The organism is Agarilytica rhodophyticola, from assembly GCF_002157225.2.
GTDB classification, from domain to species: Bacteria; Pseudomonadota; Gammaproteobacteria; order Pseudomonadales; family Cellvibrionaceae; genus Agarilytica; species Agarilytica rhodophyticola.
Genome location: NZ_CP020038.1, coordinates 2,463,608 through 2,487,645, shown reverse-complemented (window position 1 = coordinate 2,487,645; position 24,038 = coordinate 2,463,608). Strand labels below are relative to the sequence as shown.

The window sequence follows — 24,038 nt, the reverse complement described above, 5'->3', positions numbered from 1 at the left end:
ATAAAAAACCAGAAAAGAATATCGTTTAACTAGAAGAACCAACTAGTAAGACCTAATAAAACATACCTGTTTCAAGCTGGGCTTCTTCTGACATCATATCGCGATGCCACGGTGGATCGAATACCAAGTCTACTCTAACAGATTCTACATTGGGTACTAACTTGACCCGATACTCGACATCCCCCACCAGTACAGGCCCCATGCCACAACCAGGCGCGGTAAGTGTCATAGTGATTGCCACAGATTTAGTATCTTGGTTTATATCGACAGAATAAATGAGTCCCAAACTCTTTAGATTTACTGGTATCTCTGGATCATAAACAGTTTCTAAGGCTGCCCATACCTGTTCTTCGTGAATGCAGCCATCACCATGGTCGTCAAAGCTCAGCTGATATTTTTCTAAGCCGAGAGCGTCAGCATTAGTTCCATCCACACGCAGCATATTGCCCTGATAAACAACCGTGTAATTGCCCCCCAGAGACTGGGTAATAGTGATAAAACTATTGGCCGGAATGGTTAGAGGGTCGCCCACAGGCACCAAACGTGCCGGACAATCTCGCTGGGTCGCGACCATGCGCTGTTCTGACATATATTATCTCTTTATCTATTGCTTTATTAGCAATTCACTACAAACGTGATACTGCATATGTTAAACATTAAAAGACTCACCACAACCACACATGTCTTTTACATTCGGGTTATCGAGTACCAAATTTTTATTCAATCCCTGTTGAACATAATCGATAACGGTGCCGTTTAAAGCAGCTAAATGCTTAGGATCGAGATATACAGCAATACCGTTTTCTAAAGTGATGGTTAGATCACCGTCTTCACGAGATTCAACTTCGTCGATAACATATTTAAAGCCCGTGCAGCCACTTTGTTTGAGGCTGATACGCACCGCCTGGCCACCTTTTTTGGCAAGCTCGCGAGCAAAGTGCTCAGCCGCTGCATTAGTCACCGTAATAGATTGTTCCGCACTAAAAGTTTCAACACTCATAATTCAAACCAAAAATTGCAAAACTTTCGTCAAAGCTTCATATAATTTATCAATGTCTTGTCGCGAGGTATACATCGCAAAAGACGCCCGTACCGTTCCAGGTAATGCCAACCGCTCCATAAGAGGCTGTGCACAGTGATGACCAGTTCTTACCGCCACTCCCTGCTGATCAAGCAACATGCCTACGTCTGAAGGGTGGGTTCCTGTAATCACAAAACTAAAAACGCCTGTGCAATTAGAAGACTCACCAACTCGCTTAAGTCCTGAAATATCACTCAGAAGATCAATCGCGTATGTCAGTACATCTTGTTCATGTTTTTGCACAAGAGCGCGATCAAAGGAGCACAGATAATCGACAGCAGCCGCAAGACCAATAGCTCCAGCGATATCTGGCGTCCCCGCTTCAAACTTATAAGGTAGGCGATTGAATGTGGTGCCAGAGAAACTAACACTCTCAATCATTTCGCCACCAAAATGATAGGGGGGCATGGCCTCTAGTAAACTCTCTTTTCCCCACAGCACGCCAATACCTGTTGGGCCATATAATTTATGCCCCGAAAACGCGTAGAAATCGCAATCTAGGATCTGAACATCCACCTCAAAGTGAGCCACCGCCTGTGCCCCATCGACCAGGACTTTGGCATCAACACTGTGGGCGCGTTCAATAATTTCTTTGATGGGGTTGATGGTGCCCAGGGCATTTGAAACATGATTCACCACAACCAGCTTGACACTATCATCAAGCAAAGCATCGAAAGCTGCCAAATCTATTTCGCCAATATCACTTACAGGAATAGGTTTTACCTGCGCGCCTTTTTCTATTGCCAATGTTTGCCAAGGCACAATATTGGAGTGATGCTCAAGTTCGGGCACTAAAATAGTATCGCCAGAAGAAATGTTCGCTCGCCCCCAAGAAGAGGCAACCAAATTGACAGCTTCTGTTGTACCACGTGTCCAAATTACCTGACTGGCCTTTGGACTGTTAACAAATTTAGAGATTCGCTCACGAGCTGCCTCAAAGTGAGAAGTGGCTTTGTCACTAAGATGATGCGCGCCGCGATGTACATTAGAATTGTACGAACGATAATAATTGCTAATTTCATCAATAACGGCATTCGGCTTTTGAGTGGTCGCGGCATTATCCAAATAGACTAGAGGATGTCCGTTAACTTCCTGCCGCAAGATGGGGAAGTCTTCGCGTACGCTAGCGATATCAAATTGCCGACAGGTATTCTCTGGAGCTAACATCTGATCACTCATAAAGCTTGATCCAATAGCGCTATTTTACCGGAAAATAATTGTGCCATCTTAGGTCGTAAATAATTTGCCAAGGCTTCATGGTTAATTTGATTAATAAGCTCATTGATAAAGCCAAAGCTCATCATTACACGGGCATCATCTTTAGATACACCTCGCGTCATTAAATAATGCATAGCGTTATCATCAAGCTGTGCCACCGTAGCGCCATGAGCACATTGCACATCATCAGCATAAATTTCTAATTCTGGTTTGGTATCAATTTCCGCCTTGTTGCTAGTAAGCAGATTTTTATTACTCAACTGAGCAAGAGTTTTTTGTGCATCTTTATGTATGTGAATGCGGCCATTAAATACTGCTTTGGCATTGTCACTAATAATCCCACGAAACACTTCATTACTCGTGCAATGAGGCACCGCATGTTCAATACATGTATGGTAATCCACATGCTGCTTATTAGAAGGTAAATAAACACCGTTGAGATTACTGTGGGCGCCTTTGCCCAAATGATTAACCACAACATCGATACGCTTAAGCACACTACCAAGCGCTAGATGAAAGCTATCTAGTACAGCATCTCTTCGTAAGTTAACGTGCATACCACCGATATGAAGATTAGACTCGTGTTCCAGGTGCAAACGATAGTGCTCAAGCTTTGCATTATCTTTCACTTCAATTTCACAAACGGCATTAACAAAACTAGTTTGTTTATTATCATCGCTGGCAAAGTGCTCAATAACACAAGCTTCGGCACCCTCCTCCAGCACCACCAAAAGGCGCGGCGCCACGGCAAAATTCTGGGCTTGCGCGGAGGTGAGTTGGACAATACGGATAGGCTTACTAGCTTGCGTATTCTTATCTACTGAAACAAACACGCCGTCAGCTAAATGACTATTGTTTAATGTCACAAATAGATGACCAAGATCTTTGGCGACATTGCCTAAATATTCCTGAATAACATCTTGCTGTTGTGAGGAAGCTTCAGCAAAGCGTGTGACATTCAGTCCTTCAGGTAAATCATTGGCTGCCGTCGACAAGTGCTGCTGGAAAACACCATTGATAAAAATCAGATCAATAGTATCCAGGCCGGGAATCGCCAGCCTCTCCAATGCTTTTTCATCGAGGGTGTGAGTGCTTGCCGGACTTTGAAAAAACTCCCCCTGTTCTAATGCCTTAAGATTGGTATATTTCCAATGCTCAGTTTTTCGGTGGGGAAAGCTTGCCTGTTGCCACAGCTCGGTTTTTTCCTGTTTAAAGCCTTGTAGCCATGCAGGCGAGTCCTGCGTCGGATATGCTAAAGCTTGATCTACAAAACTCGTCATTAGGCGACCTCACTCTCCAACCAGCCGTAGCCTTTTTCTTCTAGTTCAAGGGCCAAGGATTTATCTCCTGATTTCACTATTTGGCCTCCTGCTAAAACATGAACGAAGTCTGGCTCAATATAGTTAAGTAAACGCTGATAATGGGTCACAACAATAAAGGAGCGATCCTCAGCACGCAGTGAATTAACGCCTTCTGCAACAACCTGCAAAGCATCAATATCAAGGCCTGAATCGGTTTCATCCAAAATCGCCAAACGAGGTTCTAACAACATCATTTGCATAATTTCATTACGCTTTTTTTCGCCGCCAGAAAAACCTTCATTAACGCCGCGCTTTAAAAAACTCTGCTCTAAATTAACCGCTTTACACATTTCTCGTGCTTGTTTCATAAAGGCGATAGCATCCAATGCAGGTAAACCGCGATGTTCGCGCACCGCATCGACAGAAGCCTTGAGAAATTCCATATTGCTTACCCCAGGTATTTCCACAGGGTATTGGAACGCAAGAAATAATCCTTCCCGTGCACGCTCTTCTGTTTCCATCGCCAATAAATCTTTGCCACAAAATTCTACGCTACCACCAGTTACTTCGTAGCCTTCACGACCAGATAATACATGACCAAGTGTACTTTTGCCGGAACCATTAGGGCCCATGATCGCATGCACTTCTCCTGGATTAACGGTAAAGTTTAAGCCCTTTAAAATAGGTTTATCTTCAACTTGCGCCTGTAAATTATTAATCGACAGCATTAATATGTTTCTCCCAAAAAGCGCCAATATCGTGTATGAGCGCAGAAAATATCATGTATATAAACGACGGCGTTGTGGTCACAGCCACTAGCCCACACTACCCTCGAGGCTCACCTCTAATAATTTGCCCGCTTCCACAGCAAATTCCATGGGTAGTTCTTTAAATACTTCTTTACAAAAACCGTTAACGATCATCGATACCGCTTTTTCAGTATCAATACCCCGTTGTTGACATAGATAAAGCTGATCATCACTCACTTTTGACGTGGTGGCTTCATGTTCGACAATAGCGGAAGGATTTTTACTTTCGATGTAAGGGAAAGTATGAGCAGCACAAGTATCGCCAATTAATAGCGAATCACATTGTGTGTAATTGCGCGCACCTTCAGCTGCGGGATTCATACGCACTAAACCACGATACGCATTAGAGCTTTTACCTGCTGAAATACCCTTGGAAATAATGGTCGACTTGGTATTTTTACCCAAGTGAATCATCTTAGTACCCGTATCGGCTTGCTGAAAGTTATTGGTCAGCGCCACCGAGTAAAACTCTCCTACACTGTTATCGCCTTTTAAAACACAGCTTGGATATTTCCAGGTAACTGCAGACCCTGTCTCCACCTGCGTCCAAGAAATGTGAGCATTGCGATGTGCAACACCTCGTTTGGTTACAAAATTATAAATACCACCTTTGCCCTGGGCATCACCTGGGTACCAGTTCTGTACGGTGGAATATTTTATTTTGGCATCGTCTAAGGCAACTAATTCGACCACCGCCGCATGCAACTGATTTTCATCGCGCATTGGAGCTGTGCAACCTTCTAGGTAACTCACATAACTACCTTCATCGGCAACAATTAGCGTTCGCTCAAACTGTCCGGTATTAGATTCGTTAATGCGAAAATACGTAGACAGCTCCATCGGGCAGCGCACCCCTTTGGGGATATAGACAAAGGAGCCATCACTGAATACAGCGCAGTTTAGAGCAGCATAAAAATTATCTTTTTGAGGAACGACACTACCCAAGTATTTTTTAACCAACTCAGGATATTCATGCACCGCCTCTGAAATAGGGCAAAATATTACACCTGCATCTTTCAATTTCTTGCGAAAGGTTGTGGTGACAGAAACAGAATCAAACACCGCATCCACAGCAACACCGGCCAACATCTCTTGCTCGTGCAAAGGAATGCCCAGTTTGTTGTAGGTTTCAATAAGCTCAGGATCAACTTCATCGAGACTTTTGGGCTTATCTGCTAAACTTTTTGGGGCCGAGTAATAAGAGATTGCATCGAAGTCAATTTTCGGATAATTCACATGAGCCCACTGCGGCTCATCCATGCTTTTCCAAACCTCAAAAGCTTTTAGACGCCACTCTAACATCCATTCGGGTTCGTTCTTTTTAGCAGATATAAACCGAATGACCTCTTCATTCAAACCCGGTGGCAATGTTTCAGACTCGATGTCGGTAACAAAGCCAGCAACATAATCTTGTTCGATTAAGTGGTCGATTTGCTCTTGTGACATAATAATTAAACTCAATAAGATTAAATTCGATACAATTCTTTATTTGCTTATTTAACTGTTGCTCGCTTACCTGCTATTTCATCTGGTAACAGTCACGCATTTTTCATCAGATAAGCAAAACACGACACGTATCATACCAGCTGCGTAGCTTTTAATTAGCTCTGATATGATCAAACTTGAGACGCCACCCAGGTTGGAGAAATCTCTCGCAACTTGTCAACGGTAGTGCAAATTTTGTTAGCAGCAAAATCAATTTCTTCTTCGGTAGTAAAACGGCCAAAACTCAAGCGCAGTGAGCTATGTGCTAATTCAGGTTCCACGCCTAGAGCGCGCAAAACATAAGAAGGTTCAACACTGACGGAAGTGCAAGCCGATCCGGTCGATACAGCCAAATCACGCAGTGACATTAATAGAGTTTCCCCTTCAACACCGGCAAAACTGATATTGAGGATGCCAGCAACACGCTGCCTGAGATCACCGTTAATAAATATACCGTCAAGGCGATCCACAATACTTAGAAACCTTTCACGCAAGCCAAGTAAGCGCTTGGCATCCGCCATCATCTCTTTCTGAGCAATACTTGCCGCAACACCAAAGCCAACGATCTGATGAGTCGGCAATGTGCCAGAACGCATACCTCGTTCATGACCCCCGCCATGAATCTGAGCCGCCAACTTAAAATCGGGGTGGCGCCTCACATAGAGAGCCCCGATACCTTTTGGGCCATACATCTTATGTGCAGAAATCGACAACAGATCGACGTGCAAGGCTTTGACATCGACTTCAATCTTGCCCACGCTCTGCGCAGCATCCACGTGAAAAAGAATGTCTTTGTCCCGACAAAGTTGGCCGATGGCACCAACCTCATTAATCACACCAATTTCATTATTTACATGCATGAGCGAAACAAGAATTGTATCGTCACGAAGATGCTCTTGCACCAGTTCCTTAGTGATAATACCGCCAGTCGGCGGCTCGATATAGCTTATTTCAAAACCTTCGGCAGCAAGGTGTTGGCAAGTATCAAGTACCGCTTTATGCTCAGTTCGAGCGGTAATAATATGTCGACCACGAGCGCTTCTGCCTTCGGCGGCACCTTTTATCGCCAAGTTGTCAGATTCGGTAGCGCCGCTTGTCCATACTATTTCTCGCGTATCAGCATTGATTAAATCTGCCAAGGCCCCGCGCGCATCTTCAACCGCTTCTTCAGCTCGCCAACCATATATGTGAGAACGTGACGCTGGATTGCCAAAATTGCCTTCCAGAGTCATGCACTGCGCCATTGCTTCAGCCACACGGGGATCAGCCGGCGTACTGGCAGCGTAGTCTAGATAAACAGGAGTTTTCATAACAACAAAAAAGCTTCTTTAAACAATACTAGATGCGCTAATGACCTTAAGATCTTGCTGCTCTTTCTCACCTTGGCGCTGAGCAACACGTTGAACTTCATGTCTGTCAACTAAGCTCGCCAAGCTAATGCCACTCAAAAACCTATGGATTTGTTCACTTAAGTCAGTCCACAAATAATGAGTTAAGCAGACATCACCTTGCTGACAGTCTCCTTGACCACCACAACTTGTGGCATCAATAGATTCATTAACGGCATCGATAATTTCCGCAACGTAAACTTCGCTAGAGGGACGGTTGAGCTTATAGCCGCCACCGGGGCCACGCACACTGCGTACGAGGGAGTTTTGTCGCAGCTTGGCGAACAATTGTTCAAGATAAGAAAGGGAGATCTCTTGTCTCTTAGAAATATCAGCAAGACACACAGGTCCCGAATGAGTATGCAACGCTAAATCTAACATTGCCGTTACCGCGTAGCGGCCTTTGGTAGTCAGACGCATAAGTTTTCACCAAATGTATTTATTGACATTATTCAAAAACCAAGTGCCACAGTCAAGTATTTATCCGACTATTTCACTTGGTTATTGCGTTTCTTCGTCCGAGCTATCCGTCTTCTGATTTGTTCGATAAATATAATTTTGAATGGAGGTCAACATACCGCGCATGATACTCAATTCCATTTCATCCATTCTCACTCGGCTGTACAACCTACGCATACGCGTCATAGTCTGTCTTGGATTCTTTGGATCGTAAAAACCGAGCTTGGCTAGAGTTTCTTCAAGGTGAGTGTAATACATTTCCAAGTCTTGCTGTTTCGCCGGGGGCATGTCCCAGTCGTCAAAAGTGATGGCTTGTCCAGCTTCCTGGTTAAGAAAAGACATGCGAATTTCGTAAGCGATCACTTGCATCGCGGCGGCGATGTTCAAAGAGGAATAGTCAGCGTTGGCGGGGATATGCACATGATAGTTACATTTTTGCAACTCCTCATTGGTCAACCCTCTATCTTCGCGGCCAAAAAGTATTGCAATGTCATGCTCTTGTGACTCTACACAGACCCTGTCGCCACATTCTCGCGGCGTCAGCAGCGGCCAGGGGATACGCCGTTCACGAGCGCTCGTTCCTACTACCAAACCACAACCTGAGATGGCTTCGTCTAACGTCGATACCACTTTAACGTTCTCTAGCACATCCACCGCGCCAGCCGCCCGCCAAACAGCCTTGGGCGACGGAAATTCCTTAGGGTCAACTAATACTAACGACGACAGCCCCATATTCTTTATCGCTCGTGCAGCCGCACCGATATTGCCAGGGTGGGTCGTATTCACCATGACCATTCGTATTCGTTTGAGACGCTCTTGCATAATCCACTCTAGCTAGCTTATAGAAAACGCGGCACTATACCGCCTGAATCGTTTTTCGCCAAATATAATCGCCTGCATGCTAGACTCAATGGCTCTATATACTTATCTAGCAATAAGCACTATATAGCGTGGCATAATAGAAGCTTTACTATATAATCGCGCCCGATTATCCCCTCCCTGCTATCAAGTGGGACAGGATTCTACTAGCTTGTAAAACCGAGAGACCACCTATGGAACCCATGCTCACCATTGCTCTGAAAGCGGCACGTAAAGCCGGAGAAGTCATTGAAAGTGCTTTCGAGCGGCTTGACTTAGTTGCTATCGAGAAAAAAGGCCACAATGATTTTGTCAGCGAAGTTGATCGCAACGCGGAAAAAGAAGTGATTTATCATCTAAAACGTGCCTATCCAGATCATAAATTCACGGGTGAAGAAGGTGGCAGCACCGGCGATCCTAACAGCGATTATGAATGGATAATCGACCCTTTAGATGGCACTACTAATTTTCTTCACGGCATTCCACACTTCGCCGTTTCAATCGCCTGCTTGTACAAAGGGCAACTTGAGCACGGTGTCATTTTAGACCCTATAAAAAGAGAGGAATTTACCGCGTCTAAAGGTAAGGGGGCAACTTTTAACGGCCGCCGTATGCGCGTCAGTAAACAAAACGGTTTAGATGGTGCCCTCATCGGTACGGGGATACCGTTTAACGGTTTCTCCTTTAGTCATATTGACGAATACCTTGCTTGCGTCAAAGAAATAGCCGGTGTTACCGCAGGTCTTCGCAGGCCAGGCTCCGCGGCCTTAGATCTAGCCTATGTTGCAGCAGGTCGTTTCGATGGTTTTTGGGAAATGAACTTAAAGCAGTGGGATATCGCCGCTGGCGTCTTATTGTTAAAAGAATCTGGCGGTTTAATTTCAGATTTTCGTGGTGGCAAAGATTATATGGACAGTGGCAACATTGTTTGTGCTCCGCCTAAAGTGTTTAAGCCTTTATTGCAAATTGTTGAAAAGCATATGGGCAAGGTATAGTTACTCACCCCATTCTTTATATCTATCTTCGCCCTATAAACTCAACTAGGTTTATAGGGCTTAGCAATAAAATACTCTTCATTTAAATAGAACGACCTGCACCTGCCCTGCACCTACATAGGCACAGGATTGGTATTAATCTCAAAGTTCTTTAGCTCTAACCCATTTACAGCGGTATCAGAAGCGGCCGTTCTCGGCGCATCGCCTACTCGCGAAATACTGACGTTTCTAGTGGAAGATGTACCACCCGTATTATCGTTAATGAACGTGAGCACCCCATCGACAGTTGCGGCATCGAAGCCTTGACCGGGAACGCCACCAGTAAGTACAAGACGACGGAATAAATTAGGCGGAGTCCAGTTACTTGGAATAGTGAATTGATTGATAGCATTAAGTCCCGATATTTCTATAGTGTCGGGGTTTGATATGGTCATTAAGCCAAGGTCGCCAAAAAGTGTATTTTGGCCTCCAACATTAAGGAGTATTAAACTAGCACTATTAAGTGTTCCGATATCGCCTGTAAAAGTATTCCGGCCTCCTAACTCGAAAGACGAAACCCCCGAGCCATTCAAAGCAGAGATATCACCCGTTAACGTGTTGTCACCGTCAATCTCCACGCGGGTCAAATCAGGACTTGCCAGTACATTATTAAGATTACCCGTTAAAGTGTTATTGCCTTGAATGATCAGTGAGGATAATTGGCCACTAGTGATGGCGCTAAGATCACCAGTAATAGTATTAACACCTTCTACAATCACCCTTGTAATGGTTGTGCTTGTCAATAGATTAGTGATATCCCCGCCGATACTATTTTGCCCCCTGACTTCAAACTGAGAAAGCTGACCTGGATCCAACAAACCGATATCACCCGTGATCGTGTTCTGTCCATCGACAAAAAAGGTCGTCATATCCGTACTAACATCTTGAATATTGCCGGCCACTGTATTTTGGCCAATGAGAAAAAAAGAATTCAGATTAGCAGGTAAACCGCCAATATCTCCTGCGATAGTGTTATTGCCAGTTACAAAGAAAGTCCGCATATTAGCGTGAAGATCTTGAATATTACCAAACAAGGTATTATCACCATTAAATATCTGTAAGCTGGTGATAAATGAAGAAATACCAGCGATATCACCGGTAATCGTATTATCACCCTGCACACTCAGGGCGAGTTCACCAAAGGGACTCACATTCGTTATATCACCGCCAATGGTGTTGCGCCCACCCACATCAAAGCGGGTAAAACCAGAATTAATATTATCGATATTGCCAGATACGGTATTAAGCCCCTGCAGATCAAATAGAGTCAGCGTGGAGGGCAAGTTATCAATGACACCAGTAACGGTATTACGTCCTCCTTCCAGCGTAAAAGACTGAAGCGTTGCCGGCAGGTTGCCTATATCACCGCTAATATTATTGCTTTCGCTCAGACTAAATAGCGTCATATTTGGCGGCAGATTATCGATAGAACCTGAAAAAGTCCCTTGCGCATTCGCTAGAGTAAGAATTGATAGGCCAAGAGGCAGGCTAGATATATCACCACTAAAGTCACCACCGCGACCAACACGCAGCTCACGCAGGGCTGGTGTATTAAAAGCCAAATTAGCGATATCGCCAGTAACAAGGTTGGACAGAGAGCCGAAACTTAACACTTCTACATTGCTGGCACTCAAGAATGAGTCCATATCAACAGTCAATCGTGAAGCCGAAGAAGGTGTTGTTCGCAGTCCCCTTAAGGACGCAACTCCATCAGAAAAGCTGATCGTCACATTGACATTCATGGTTGTTGGATAAGAATAAAACGCCTGAGCGGCTGTTAACTGGGTAAGATCCTGGTTGGTCACATCAACAGTAGGAGACCCATCCCCCCAATCCACACGCGCAGTACCTGAAGTTACAGCAAGACCAATATTAAGCGTCGCAGAGTTGGCATAGGCAAACGTCAAAGACTCGGTAAACACAATATCATTCACCGTGATGAATAGCGTTGTATCGCTGCTGCCTTGCCGGTTGGTCGCCCGAATTTCATAATCCATTGCCGGTAAAATTGTCGTCGGTGTACCAAGAATCTCGCAAGTAGTGCGATCATTGGTAACGGCAAGGATCAAACCATCGGGCAGCGTCGTCAGAGGGTCACATGCCGTTAATTCACCACCACCACTATTGGGCAAACGCAGAGCAGTAATAGTCTCTCTTAAAGTGTAAACCTGCGGCGCAACAGCACCGAGAGACGGCGCATCAATGGCCACTAGCACTTCAATACTAAAGCTAACTGTACTGCTTGCTGTCACGTTTCTCGCCAAGATATCCACCGATGTCGCCACCTGAAGCGTGGTGGGAGTACCACTGATTTCACAGGTACTGCGGTCACTGGATACAGATACTGTCAGGCCTGCAGGTAACCCACCTTGCACATCTGAACACTCGATTAAACTACCGCCGCCACTATTGGATAATGTCAGTGTCGGGATAGCCGACCCAATACTATAGGTTTGCAGAGCCACTTCCTCTAATTGCGGTGCGTCGGGGTTTACCACGGTAATGGTCACATTGGTTGTGCTACTGCCCGCATTATTGGTGGCCAAAATAGTATGATTGGTGGCACTTTGTAAAATTGTTGGCGTGCCTGATATTGCACAAGTATTGTTATTATCCACACGCTCAACGATTAAGCCGGTTGGTAAATCTGTTTGCTGACAACTAGTTAAGCTGCCCCCACCTTCATTAAAAAAGCGCAGAGGTGAAATGGCTTCACCAATAATAAATGTTTGATTACCAAGGCCTGCCAAAGCAGGCTCCGTAACATCTGTTATATCCAGTTGATAGCTCGCCACACTCAAAGGGTAAATAGGATCAGCCGCTTTGGTCGCCATAATCGTAACGCTACCGGCAGCAAGTGCAGTGACAGTTCCAGCACTATCGACAGTAGCAATTTGAGGATCTGAAGATTCATACATTAATGCTCCAGATCCCACCTCGGTGCTCGCCAAGATAACGTTTTGAATAGTACTCCCTACCAATAGCTCAAGAGGCCCAGGACTGGTAAACATAATGTTTTGGATATCTGGTACCAATTCAGGATTATTTCGGATAAGCGCTACGCCGGTATTAAAGGTGGCAGTATCATTGGCAAGAGTATTGACCACTAAGTTGAAAAATTCATTCTCTTCTTGCGGGTCATTATTGAGAATGGGCACCGTTATTGTGTTCTCCGTCTCTCCGGCAGCAAACACTAAAGTACCCTCCATTGCCAGATAATCACTGCCCGCTTGAGCAGTACCATCACGTGTTGCATAGGTAACAGCAACCTCATCTAACTGTGGGCTACTTAAGCGCACAGTGAATGTCGCCGCATCTTGTTCTTCACTGGTAATACTGCCCACAATTCGCGTGAAAGCAGGCGTTGGGCGAACCACCACCGAGGTGGTGGCAGAGTTCAATCGTCCTTCGCTATCCTGTGCTACGAAACGAAACTGCAGCTGTGTCTCCTCATCAAGGTCAGGTACCAGAATGACACTTTCAGGCTGACTCGGATTAAGAATTTGAACACGGGGTTCGCCAATCTGCGTCCATAGGGTTGAGCTAATACTTGCATTATCTGCGGCAACCGCATTCCCTCTTAAAGTAATTAACACGTTAGGATCTGAAAACTGACGAGAGCCCACGGTCACAGTAGGTAGAATTTCTAGCTCTTGTTCTGTAGCCGGCGGCGCACCTGGGTCTGAAGGCGTCACCGTCTCACCCTCAATTTCTTGCCCTACAGGAGAGGGAATCTCACTATCGTTAAAACTGGAAACATCGTCGCCACCACACCCGGTTACAATAAGCAATACAGCTAGCGCAAGTAACCTAGTTTTGTTTATCAGGATACCTGCAAGAATTTTAAGAGTTTTTGTATCAGCAGAATTAAGATAAAAAAGATGTGAAAACATAGCGACTTCCTATTGGTGTAAATTCCTATTGAGATATATTCTTATTAAAATAGATGTCTTAAGACAGAATACGACGTCCAGCCCCAAGCGCTAGAGCTATAGCATATAAGAAATCATCTGGGGAGAGTATTATTAATATCAATAATATTTCGAGATAAGGTGACAATTGCTAAATAGTTATACTTTTGAGTTAAAGTGCTTACTTAATGTAGTTCTACCCTATTGCGGTGTATTTGTTGAAGAACCTAACAAATCATTGAATACGTCTATTAATTCATTGAGATTCAGAGGTTTCGTTAAATAATGATCGAAGCCTGCAGCCTTACCTTTTTCGATATCGGAAGCAAGAGCATTTGCCGACAAGGCCACTACAGGAACGTGCTTTGTTCTTGGATCTTGTTTTAAAATATCCACTATTTCATAACCGCTGATGCCGGGTAGATTGAGATCTAAAATAACTAAGTCAGGGATATCAGAACGGGCAACATACAAACCTTGCACCCCCAAGCCAACCGCTGTTAAATCTAAATTGGGAAAGTACTCCAACATCTTTTGCATTAGTTTAAGACTGGCGGGGTTGTCTTCAACATATAATATTTTTTTATGTTCAGTTATTTTCAGCTCCGGCTTGTGTGGGTCATTAAAGGTTCTGTGCTTCATGGTATCCTTGGACAGAGAACTATTAACAACGGGAAACTCCACCCAAAACTCGCTGCCAACACCGGGTTCGCTGCTGTATCCAATAGTCCCCTGCATTTGTTCTACCAGCTGTTTAGTAATCACTAAACCTATACCACTGCCCTCGATACCACTGCGTTCAGCACCCAGGCGGTTAAATGGTTGGAATAATTCAATTTGTCGCTCCCTTGATATTCCGTATCCAGTATCTTTTACACTTACACGCACATGATTTTGTTCTGTTACACATGCTTTTAAGTATATGTCGCCCTCAGTTTTATTATATTTAATTGCATTCCCCATAAGATTTAGTACAACCTGCTTGAGGCGAATAGGGTCTGCAAATATGAGAATGCTATCGATATTGTCAAATAGAACTTTAAGGTTTAACTTGCGCTTATCAATTTGCGCTTTCAGTAAAGCGACACATTCATTTAAGGTTCGTGACAGAGGGACTCTTTCCAAATTCAAAGCTAAATGGCCTGCCTCAATCTTGGCCAAATCCAATACATCCCCTACCAGCTCCAGAAGATGTTTACCCGCAGCTTTTATCTCTCGGGTGTTACTTTGCTGTTCTTGTGTCAAATTTTCATTCAACTCAAGCAGCTGAGCAAAACCGAGGATTGCATTGAGAGGAGTACGCAGTTCATGACTCATACTCGATAGAAATTCAGACTTGGCTTGGCTCGCTTTTTCTGCTTCTTCCTTCGCCTTTAACACACGCTTTTCTGCAAGCTTCAGAGCAGTGATATCCATATTTGTACCAGAGATCGTCATTGGACGCCCTTGGTCATCGCACTCCATCATGCCGCGACATAATATCCAACACCACTCACCTTGCTTGTTACGAACTCTGTATTCACTTTCATAAACAGTAGAACGCTTATGAAGATGATCATCCAAAACCTTCTCAAAGCGATTTAAATCTTCCGGATGAATAAGTCGGCGCCAAGCCGACATCCCTTCTTTCACCTCATCGTCATCTTCAGAGAAACCAATCATTTCCCAACATCGGCTGGAAAACTGTTCACTCGACCACACCCGCTCGTATTCGTCGGGCCCGCCGCCTTTCTTTTTACGCCACTTAGTAGCCCACTCCCAAATGCCGTCATTGGAAGATTGGATGATGCGCTCATGTCGCGCCTCACTCATTTTTAACGCATATTCGGTTTCTTTCAGCGCTGTTACGTCAATCACCACACCAGATAAGTGGGTGACTTTTCCTAAAGGGTTACAGAGGGCATCTAAGCGTAATTCGATCCATACATAGTGACCATCTTTTCTGGCAATGCGAAAAATAAAGTCTTCGGTAGGGAGTTTTCTTATTAAGCGTAAAATACTAACGACAAACTTTGCTCGGTCGTCGCGATGCAAAAGTTTTATAAAGCTTCTGCCAGCAGATATGTTTTTAGAAGGCTCATCTTTATTGTAGATATCGCTATCTTCATAGCCAAGATGTTTCCAGAATCCGCCATGCCAGTACGCCTGCTTGGCACTAACATCAAAGTCGACAAAGCCATAACCCCGGCTACCCTGGAATATACGATCATAGCGATCCATCTCCACATTTACTTGAGAGATATCATTGGATGCAATAAGCGTCGTATTTTTTGGTTTAAATATTTTCTGTAACATCTCGTTCCTTGGTAATGTAGTTATTAAAGTCTAAATAACCGGGAATATTTCGCACAGAATTATTTATACAGAAGATTTATTAAAAATAATTCGTATCATTATTTTTTGTCATTAATCGCACTTAACAAAAATAAAGCCACGCTGACATATTCAAAACTACCAATTAAAATAACTATTTTTCATTATAAAGGTTTCGTTTAAAAGCACTAAGGCCTGTAAAAACTAATATTTAATCACTGCGGCTTATCTTAAAATTAATATATAACATATACCAATTTAATGACGAATTAAAACCATACATTCCACAAAAGTAATACTATCAGTAAGTGGTAATAAACTAGCAATTAAATAAGTGCTTTCGGCGTCATAAACTATTTTTTGGTTTCTAAAGATGCATTATCACACACAAATTTATTCAGTTTTTAAATCCGCTTTAAGTTAAAAGTTGATTGCACACCGTAATTAATTCCGCCAAATTAAGGGGTTTTGTTAAATAATAATCAAAACCAACAGCTTTGCCTTTTTGAATGTCGTGCGATAAGACATTAGCAGACAAAGCAATAACAGGCACATCACGGGTATTCTCATCTTGTTTGAGAATTTCAACAATTTCAAAGCCGTCAATGCCAGGTAAATTCACGTCGAGAATAATGAGATCTGGTACATCTGAACGCGCTACATATAAGCCCTGCACAGCAAGCCCAACAACAGTTAAGTCAAACACGGGATAACGTGCCAACACCTGCTTCATCAATTTCTGGTTAGAAGGATTGTCTTCCACGTAAAGAATTTTCTTGGTCTCTTGTACCAATAACTCAGGAATACATTCTTCATCAATAAAAGTGGTGTCAATTTTGTCAAATGTCACTTCCTGCTCGCCGGCACATTCAGCAAGTGGGAATTGCACCCAAAATTCAGTACCAACTTTTTCTTGGCTTTTAACACCAATTTTTCCGCCCATTTGCTCTACAAGCTGTTTTGTTATTACCAACCCTACGCCGCTACCCTCAATATTGCTTCGTTCAGCTCCCAATCGATTAAAAGGCTGGAAAAGTTCTGCTTGTAAGTGAGAAGGGATACCCATACCACTGTCTTCAATTACAATTTTGAGCATATTCGATACGATCGTACACTCAATTTTAATCTTTCCAGACTGGCGGTTATATTTGATTGCATTGCTAAGTAAATTGAGAAAGATTTGCTTAAGGCGCATTTGATCCGCCAGTATGGCTTGGTTTTCTAACCCATTAAGACTAATTTCTAAACTCAGCTCATGCTCTTCAATTTGCGATTTTAAAAGTGCCGCACATTCATCAACCACGCGGGAAGGAAGAACTCGGTCATAGGATAGCTGCAAGTGTCCTGCTTCAATCTTAGCTAGGTCTAAGACATCTCCCACTAACTCCAGCAGATGTTTGCCAGCAGATTTAATCTCTTTGATATTGTCGCGTTGCTCTAAAGTAAGATTGGTATCAAGATCAAATAACTGTGCGAAGCCCAAAATGGCATTCAGAGGCGTGCGCAGTTCATGACTCATACTCGATAGAAATTCAGATTTGGCGTGGTTCGCTTTCTCGGCTTCCTCTTTAGCCCTCATTACCCGCTCTTCAGCACGTTTGAGCGCAGTAATATCCATATTGGTACCTGATAATATTTTTGGCCGTCCATGCTTGTCATGACTCATCTGGCCACGGCCTAAGATCCAGTGCCATTCACCATCTTTACCGCGAATACGATATTCGATATCAAAGGGCACACGCTTAAATATATGATCACTGAGTACCTTATCAAAACGCTTACCATCATCTTTATGCATCAAGCGGCGCCAAGCGACAATTCCCTCTCTTACGACATCATCATCCATGGAATAACCAATCATCTCCCAACAACGGCTTGAGAAGGTAAAACTTCCCTCCTGGTTCGACCAAGTCCAGCCACCATCGTTGGTATGCTCCATATATTTACCACCGTATTCGGCAGACCACTCCCAGATACCATCGTTGGAGGCCTCAATAATACGGGCATGGCGTGCCTCACTAATCTTCAACGCTTGCTCTGTTTCTTTCAGAGCGGAAACATCAAACACCACACCGGATAAGTGGCTGACGCGCCCATCGTCGTTGCATACAGCATCCAAACGCAGCTCCACCCACAGGTAACTTCCGTCTTTCTTGACAACACGGAAAATAAGGTCTTCACATTCTTGGGTTTTGATTAACGATGTCAGCTTATTGGTAAAGGTTTCACGGTCGTCCACGTGGACGTAATTTAAGAAGTGCTCGGCATCGGAAATACCTTCTATTTCTTTGCCCTTATAAATCTCAGTATCGTCATAACCTAGATGAGACCAAAAACCTCCACGCCAGTGAGCCTTACCTCTCAACACATCAAAGTCGAGGAAGCCATAGCCACGACTGCCGCGAAATATGCGGTCATAGCGATCCAGAGCAGCATTTACCTGCGCCACTTCCGCATCATTTGGTTCTGGGTGTTTCTTACTGCTAAATAGTTTTTCTAACATAAAGAGCCTTGGCAAGCTTGACGTATCTGTTAAGCGCTATCGAATATAAGTAGAGCTGACTAGCCATATTATCAGACACGGATAAATATAAAATAACATCCTACATTTTCTTCGCCGCGGATAGGCTAGTGTCGCTTAACGTAATAAAAATACTATGTTTATACTTTTTTAAAAAAGTGTCAAAAAATAATTTAAACGCCAACACCAAACCGGGCCAATTGCTATACTCTAATCGTAGTTGATTAAAATGGCGACAACAAAATGGGCAAAAAATCATTGGCCGAAAGGCAAGAACAGGGACGAGCAACAGCGAGCGTGGTCAGGTTATTTTGTATGATTGGTGACTACTCACTGCCAGAAAGAAGCCACCTTATTAAGGCGAGCTGCAGCCAGCGACCTCTTAAAGTGCCAACTGCAGAAGATATACAAAGAAACGGAAGACCTACCTGAGCACAGGAGGTTAAAGCATAATTTCCTCTTGATCTGCCCCTTCTTTCTCTACCACAACCTCAAGCAGATCCTCTTTTGATATATCCATCATCAGTAGTATATTCGCAGCTACGTAAATAGAAGAATAAGTACCAACAACCACACCTGTAATAAGCGCGATAGCGAAGTTATGTATGGTCTCCCCTCCAACAAAAAACAGTGCAAGCAACACCAGCAAGGTAGTCAAAGAGGTGATCAAAGTACGCCCGAGGGTTTGCGACAACGAAATATTGATCACTTCGGTAGGAGATGCTTTACGAATTTTGCGGAAGTTTTCCCTGATCCTATCAGACACCACTATCGTATCATTAAGTGAGTAACCGATAACGGCGAGGATAGCAGCCAGTACGGTAAGGTCAAAATCCAAGCGCAGAACCGAAAAAATACCCAGCACAATCAAGACATCGTGGGCCAATGCGGCAACCGCTCCCAAAGAAAATTTCAGCTGGAAGCGCACTGCCACATATACCATGACAACAGCCAACGCAAACAATAGACCTAAACCGCCATCGTCACGTAATTCTTCACCAATTTGCGGTCCTACATAGGAAACTCTTTTTAAAGACACCTCAGAGTCTGAATTTTCACGTAAATACTTAACAAGTTTATCGCCTAACTTAGCATCGGTGGTTTGCACTCGAATGGATACATCTTTGTCCGTACCAAAGGTTGCCACGACTGCCGGAGGGAAACCACCAGCTTCTACCTGCGCGCGAATGGCAGCAAGATCTGCCGTCTGCTCATAATGCAACTCGATTGCTGTACCGCCAGTAAAATCCAAGCCAAAACTTAACTTGTTAACAGCTAAAGAGCCAATTGACACTACGATCAGCAGAATCGAAATAACAGCCGCTACCTTGCGCTGCCCCATAAAATTAATCACTTTCTTCTCGTTCATTTTTTTATCCCAATTCTACCGACTTAGATTAAGAGTTTTTTAACTGGGCGATTGCCATACATCATATTAACAATCGCGCGAGTGCCCATAATTGCTGTAAACATGGAGGTAAGAATACCTATCGCCAGTGTCACAGCGAAGCCTTTTACCGGCCCAGAGCCAATCGCGTAAAGGATAATGGCAACAATAAAGGTGGTGATATTTGCGTCTAAAATTGTGGTAAATGCACGTTCAAAACCTGCATGAATAGCCGTTTGCGGCGGTGATCCTTCAGCCAGCTCTTCACGTATCCGCGAGAAGATCAAGACGTTAGCATCCACCGCCATCCCCACTGTCAATACAATACCCGCGATACCTGGTAGGGTTAGTGTGGCACCAAACAGCGACATAATGGCGATCAATAGAGTTAAGTTCAGCGCCAACGCTAGGTTGGCAGCGAAACCGAAGGCTTTGTAATACACCAGCATAAAGAGCAAAACCAAAACCAAACCTAACTGCACTGAGTCCACACCTCGCGCTACATTTTCAGCACCCAAAGATGGCCCAATAGTGCGCTCTTCCACAAAGCCCATGGGCGCAGCTAGAGCACCTGCACGAAGTAGAAGCGCTAACTCAGAAGCCTCCTGAGGATTGTCAATACCGGTGATACGGAAGCTGGCATTGAGAGCATCTTGAATAGTCGCCAAGCTGATAATGTTTTTATCGGGTATCTGGGTAAATGTCTTAACCTCTTGTCCATTTTCATCCAAGGTGGTTTCTGTACGGGTATGGTATTCAATAAATAAAACCGCCAGACTGCGACCAACATTGTCTCTGGTGGCATGATTCATCAAGGTGCCGCCCTGGCTATTAAGATTAATATTAATCTGTGGCAATGAGGTTTCTGGATCGAAACCAGCAAATGCATTGTTAACATGTTCACCGCGAATCACTACCTTGTTCTCAAGGTAAGCCCCGCCGGTGAGCTGCTCACGCTCTTGGTCTTTATAGGGAAATAATGTTTTCTTTGAAGCAAGCTCACTAGGCCTTGCTTCTAGGCGAAACTCCAAACTTGCAGTTTTACCAATAATAGATTTGGCCCGCGCGGTATCTTGGATTCCCGGTAACTGAACAACAATTCGGTTGCGCCCCTGACGCTGTACAATAGGTTCTGAAACACCAAGTTCATTCACACGCTTACGCAAAGCAGTGAGGTTTTGCTCCACCGCTTGCGCTTCCTTCTCACGGATATAGACATCAGACAGCGTCGCCTCAACAAAAAACTCACCGTCCCTTTCTATGCGATCGAATTCAAGCTGCTGCAGTTCACTGCGAATATGAGAACTAAATTTATTGCGCTTATCTTCGTTATCCGCTTTCACCGTCAGCGAAGTTCCATCAACACGCACAAATACACCGCGCATGCGTTCTTCACGTTGGAATTTTTTGAGCGCTGTTTCGATGTTTTTCATTTCTTCTGCGAGCACTTGCGGTGTATCCACCTCCAGCAAAAAGTGCACACCTCCGGCCAAATCCAGGCCAAGCTTCATTGGGCCTGCTCCCATGGAAGTAAGCCACTGTGGCGTGGTTGGCGCAAGGTTCACCGCAACAATATACTGATTCTCATTGAGGGCTTCTTGCACCGCACTCTGAGCCACCAGCTGATCATCTTTAGAATAAAGTCTAATCAGACCATTGGTGTCATCGTTTTCCACACCAAAATATTTAATTCCCTTGGCATCAAGCGCTTTTTGGGCGGCAGCCATAGTGGATTGTTCTACCTTGGTTGCAGCAGAATTCCCAGAAATTTGAATAGCTGGGTCAGGCAAGTAAATATTGGGCAAAGCGAATAAGAAACCTACTGCTACAACGGCGAGAATCAGTAGATATTTCCAAAGCGGATAGCGGTTCATGATTTGGGTCCAAATGGCCAAAGGCCTAATATCTGTTGTCGTATAATAATTCACCAAGCGAACATCCCAATTCACTTGGCCTGAGTATATAAGGCCGGCTCAGCCTGCCCGAGAGGCCGCGATTATACCGGCTTTCTTTTCAATGAGGGTGAACCGAGTATCTTTCAAGCCGAATCAATCTCAGCTATTGGCGCGTTAGTCCTTGCTGTTCATAGAAATTCGCTACAAACGTCTGCAATTCACCGTCCTCGATAGCTTTGCGCAAACCCGCCATAAGAGTTTGGTAGTATCGTAGGTTATGAATAGTGTTAAGCTGGGAGCCCAAAATTTCGCCACACTTATCCAAATGGTGAAGATATGAACGGCTAAAGTTTTGACAGGTATAGCAGTCGCATTCTGGATCGAGAGGCGATGTGTCGTAGCGATGTTTTGCATTGCGAATCTTAACTACGCCTGATGAGGTAAACAGGTGGCCATTGCGAGCATTGCGGGTAGGCATAACGCAATCAAACATATCCACACCCCGACAAACTCCCTCCACGAGATCTTGTGGTTTACCAACCCCCATCAAGTAGCGAGGACGATCCTTGGGCATAATCGGGCCTAAATGATCCAGTATGCGCATCATATCTTCTTTCGGCTCACCTACAGACAAACCGCCAATGGCGTAACCATCAAAGCCAATATCCACCAGACCTTCAAGGGATTGGGTTCGCAAATTCTCATACATTCCCCCCTGCACAATACCAAACAAAGCATTGGGATTATCGCCATGAGCAACTTTACTGCGTTTTGCCCAGCGCAGAGACAACTCCATTGATTCTCTAGCCTGCTGTTCAGTCGCAGGATAAGGTGTACACTCATCAAAAATCATAACGATATCAGAGCCCAGATCCCGCTGGACTTGCATAGAACGCTCTGGATCTAAGTGAATCTCACTGCCGTCAATGGGTGAGCGGAAAACAACGCCCTGCTCCGTAATCTTGCGCAAATCGCCCAGACTAAATACCTGAAAACCGCCCGAATCTGTCAGGATTGGGCCGGGCCATTGGATGAAATCATGCAAAGTTCCATGGGCCTTTACTACCTCCGTTCCCGGGCGCAACATTAAGTGGAAAGTATTGCCTAAAATAATTTGCGCACCCGTGGTAGGAATATCTCTGGGCAACATGCCTTTTACCGTGCCATAAGTGCCCACCGGCATAAATGCGGGCGTCTCCACTGTGCCACGCGCAAACGTCAAACGGCCTCGGCGAGCAGCACCATCATTAGTTGTTAATTCAAATTTCATTGTTTTCCGTTTCTGTGATCTCCGGCAGTGATGTCTCTGCCGATGTATTTTTACTCAAGAACATAGCATCGCCATAACTAAAGAAACGATACTTTTCGGTAATCGCTTCTCGGTAGGCATTCATGATATGCGTATATCCTGAAAAGGCACTTACCAACATCATTAAAGTGCTCTCAGGTAAATGAAAATTAGTGACTAAAGCATCTACCACTTGAAAATCATAACCGGGGAAAATAAAAATATCCGTATCCCCTTGATAAGGCTGAATTGCACCATCTTGTGCGGCAGATTCTAAACACCTAACACTGGTAGTGCCAACTGCAATAACGCGCTTACCTTGAGCTTTTGTCGATAACACAAGGTCACAGACATCTTGCGATACCTCCATAAATTCGCTGTGCATTCTATGTTCATAGATATTATCAGCTCGAACAGGCTGGAAGGTGCCAGCCCCTACATGGAGGGTGACAAAGGCTACTTGCACGCCTTTAGCTTTAAGCTGGGCTAGCAAATCGTCATCAAAGTGCAAACCCGCAGTAGGCGCCGCAACTGCACCTGGTTTATGACTGTAAACGGTTTGATAACGCTCTCGATCCGCGTCTTCATCCGGTCGATCGATATAGGGCGGCAGTGGCATATGGCCAATATTGTTAAGAATTTCTAGAGCTGCAACACCCTCGGCAAATTGCAAAACAAATAAGGCATCCTCACGTCTTAATACCTCGACACCGGTGCCATCTTCTAATAAAAGCTGGGCACCGGCCTTAGGAGATTTACTCGAACGCACATGAGCTAAAATTGTTCTCTCATCAAGTACACGCTCGACTAAAATCTCGACCTTGCCGCCGGTGGTTTTCTGTCCGAACACACGCGCAGGAATGACGCGAGTATCGTTAAATACCATTAAGTCTCCAGGCGCCACATTCTCCAGGATATCGCCAAAATGTTTATGACAAATCTCGCCAGTGTCGCCATCCAAACACAGTAAACGGCTATCCCGACGCTTCTCGGTGGGCGCTTTGGCGATCAATTCCTCAGGTAAGTCATAGTAAAAGTCTTGTCTGCGCATGCAAATACTGATCAATCGTTAGTCAAAGAATAAATTTGG

General features: G+C 44.4%; 18 protein-coding genes. 2 read left to right on the top strand and 16 right to left on the bottom strand.

Going from position 1 to position 24,038, the window contains the following annotated elements; genetic code table 11:
- Positions 1-52 precede the first annotated feature (52 nt).
- From sufT to trmJ, 9 genes are all read right to left on the bottom strand, one after another.
- Complete coding sequence (gene sufT / locus BVC89_RS10500) at positions 53-589, bottom strand: putative Fe-S cluster assembly protein SufT (RefSeq protein ID WP_086931153.1); 537 nt, start codon at positions 587-589, stop codon at positions 53-55.
- Positions 590-649: 60 nt separating this feature from the next.
- Positions 650-1,000, bottom strand: coding sequence for a HesB/IscA family protein (locus tag BVC89_RS10495; protein WP_086931152.1), 351 nt, complete (start codon positions 998-1,000; stop codon positions 650-652).
- A 3-nt stretch (positions 1,001-1,003) separates the two neighbouring features.
- Complete coding sequence (locus tag BVC89_RS10490) at positions 1,004-2,260, bottom strand: aminotransferase class V-fold PLP-dependent enzyme (RefSeq protein ID WP_086931151.1); 1,257 nt, start codon at positions 2,258-2,260, stop codon at positions 1,004-1,006.
- Positions 2,257-3,579 (bottom strand): Fe-S cluster assembly protein SufD, encoded by a 1,323-nt coding sequence (gene sufD, locus BVC89_RS10485; protein WP_086931150.1) that lies wholly within the window; start codon positions 3,577-3,579, stop codon positions 2,257-2,259. Before sufD ends, BVC89_RS10490 begins: the two co-directional genes overlap by 4 nt.
- Positions 3,579-4,328, bottom strand: coding sequence for a Fe-S cluster assembly ATPase SufC (gene sufC, locus BVC89_RS10480; protein ID WP_086931149.1), 750 nt, complete (start codon positions 4,326-4,328; stop codon positions 3,579-3,581). The genes sufD and sufC overlap by 1 nt, the downstream gene beginning before the upstream one ends.
- Positions 4,329-4,415: 87 nt before the next feature.
- Positions 4,416-5,855 (bottom strand): Fe-S cluster assembly protein SufB, encoded by a 1,440-nt coding sequence (gene sufB, locus BVC89_RS10475; protein WP_086931148.1) that lies wholly within the window; start codon positions 5,853-5,855, stop codon positions 4,416-4,418.
- Between the two features lie 170 nt (positions 5,856-6,025).
- Positions 6,026-7,204: an IscS subfamily cysteine desulfurase gene (locus tag BVC89_RS10470; protein WP_086931147.1), complete on the bottom strand. Its 1,179-nt coding sequence runs from the start codon at positions 7,202-7,204 to the stop codon at positions 6,026-6,028.
- An 18-nt stretch (positions 7,205-7,222) separates the two neighbouring features.
- On the bottom strand, positions 7,223-7,702 hold the full coding sequence (gene iscR / locus BVC89_RS10465; RefSeq protein ID WP_086931146.1) for a Fe-S cluster assembly transcriptional regulator IscR: 480 nt from the start codon (positions 7,700-7,702) through the stop codon (positions 7,223-7,225).
- Between the two features lie 81 nt (positions 7,703-7,783).
- Entirely contained in the window at positions 7,784-8,563 is a 780-nt protein-coding gene (gene trmJ / locus BVC89_RS10460; RefSeq protein WP_086931145.1) for a tRNA (cytosine(32)/uridine(32)-2'-O)-methyltransferase TrmJ, read from the bottom strand.
- Between the two features lie 230 nt (positions 8,564-8,793).
- On the opposite strand from trmJ, the gene BVC89_RS10455 reads away from it, so the two are divergent.
- The gene (locus tag BVC89_RS10455) at positions 8,794-9,594 is read left to right on the top strand and encodes an inositol monophosphatase family protein (RefSeq protein ID WP_086931144.1); all 801 of its coding nucleotides are present in this window, start codon (positions 8,794-8,796) and stop codon (positions 9,592-9,594) included.
- Positions 9,595-9,707: 113 nt separating this feature from the next.
- Here the strand turns inward: BVC89_RS10455 and BVC89_RS10450 are convergent, their stop codons facing one another.
- The 3 genes from BVC89_RS10450 to BVC89_RS10440 form a co-directional block, all read right to left on the bottom strand.
- The gene (locus BVC89_RS10450; RefSeq protein ID WP_086931143.1) at positions 9,708-13,526 is read right to left on the bottom strand and encodes a Calx-beta domain-containing protein; all 3,819 of its coding nucleotides are present in this window, start codon (positions 13,524-13,526) and stop codon (positions 9,708-9,710) included.
- A gap of 219 nt (positions 13,527-13,745) precedes the next feature.
- On the bottom strand, positions 13,746-15,839 hold the full coding sequence (locus BVC89_RS10445; RefSeq protein WP_086931142.1) for a hybrid sensor histidine kinase/response regulator: 2,094 nt from the start codon (positions 15,837-15,839) through the stop codon (positions 13,746-13,748).
- Between the two features lie 433 nt (positions 15,840-16,272).
- On the bottom strand, positions 16,273-18,360 hold the full coding sequence (locus tag BVC89_RS10440) for a hybrid sensor histidine kinase/response regulator (protein WP_086931141.1): 2,088 nt from the start codon (positions 18,358-18,360) through the stop codon (positions 16,273-16,275).
- Between the two features lie 261 nt (positions 18,361-18,621).
- Here BVC89_RS10440 and BVC89_RS10435 point away from each other — a divergent pair, with 261 nt between their 5' ends.
- Complete coding sequence (locus BVC89_RS10435; RefSeq protein WP_086931140.1) at positions 18,622-18,810, top strand: hypothetical protein; 189 nt, start codon at positions 18,622-18,624, stop codon at positions 18,808-18,810.
- A 10-nt stretch (positions 18,811-18,820) separates the two neighbouring features.
- On the opposite strand, the gene secF is transcribed toward BVC89_RS10435, so the two are convergent.
- From secF to queA, 4 genes are all read right to left on the bottom strand, one after another.
- Positions 18,821-19,747: a protein translocase subunit SecF gene (gene secF / locus BVC89_RS10430; RefSeq protein WP_086931139.1), complete on the bottom strand. Its 927-nt coding sequence runs from the start codon at positions 19,745-19,747 to the stop codon at positions 18,821-18,823.
- Positions 19,748-19,770: 23 nt separating this feature from the next.
- Positions 19,771-21,639: a protein translocase subunit SecD gene (gene secD, locus BVC89_RS10425; RefSeq protein ID WP_086931138.1), complete on the bottom strand. Its 1,869-nt coding sequence runs from the start codon at positions 21,637-21,639 to the stop codon at positions 19,771-19,773.
- Between the two features lie 184 nt (positions 21,640-21,823).
- Positions 21,824-22,930 (bottom strand): tRNA guanosine(34) transglycosylase Tgt, encoded by a 1,107-nt coding sequence (gene tgt / locus BVC89_RS10420; protein ID WP_086931137.1) that lies wholly within the window; start codon positions 22,928-22,930, stop codon positions 21,824-21,826.
- Complete coding sequence (gene queA / locus BVC89_RS10415) at positions 22,920-23,999, bottom strand: tRNA preQ1(34) S-adenosylmethionine ribosyltransferase-isomerase QueA (protein WP_086931136.1); 1,080 nt, start codon at positions 23,997-23,999, stop codon at positions 22,920-22,922. Before queA ends, tgt begins: the two co-directional genes overlap by 11 nt.
- Positions 24,000-24,038 lie beyond the last annotated feature (39 nt).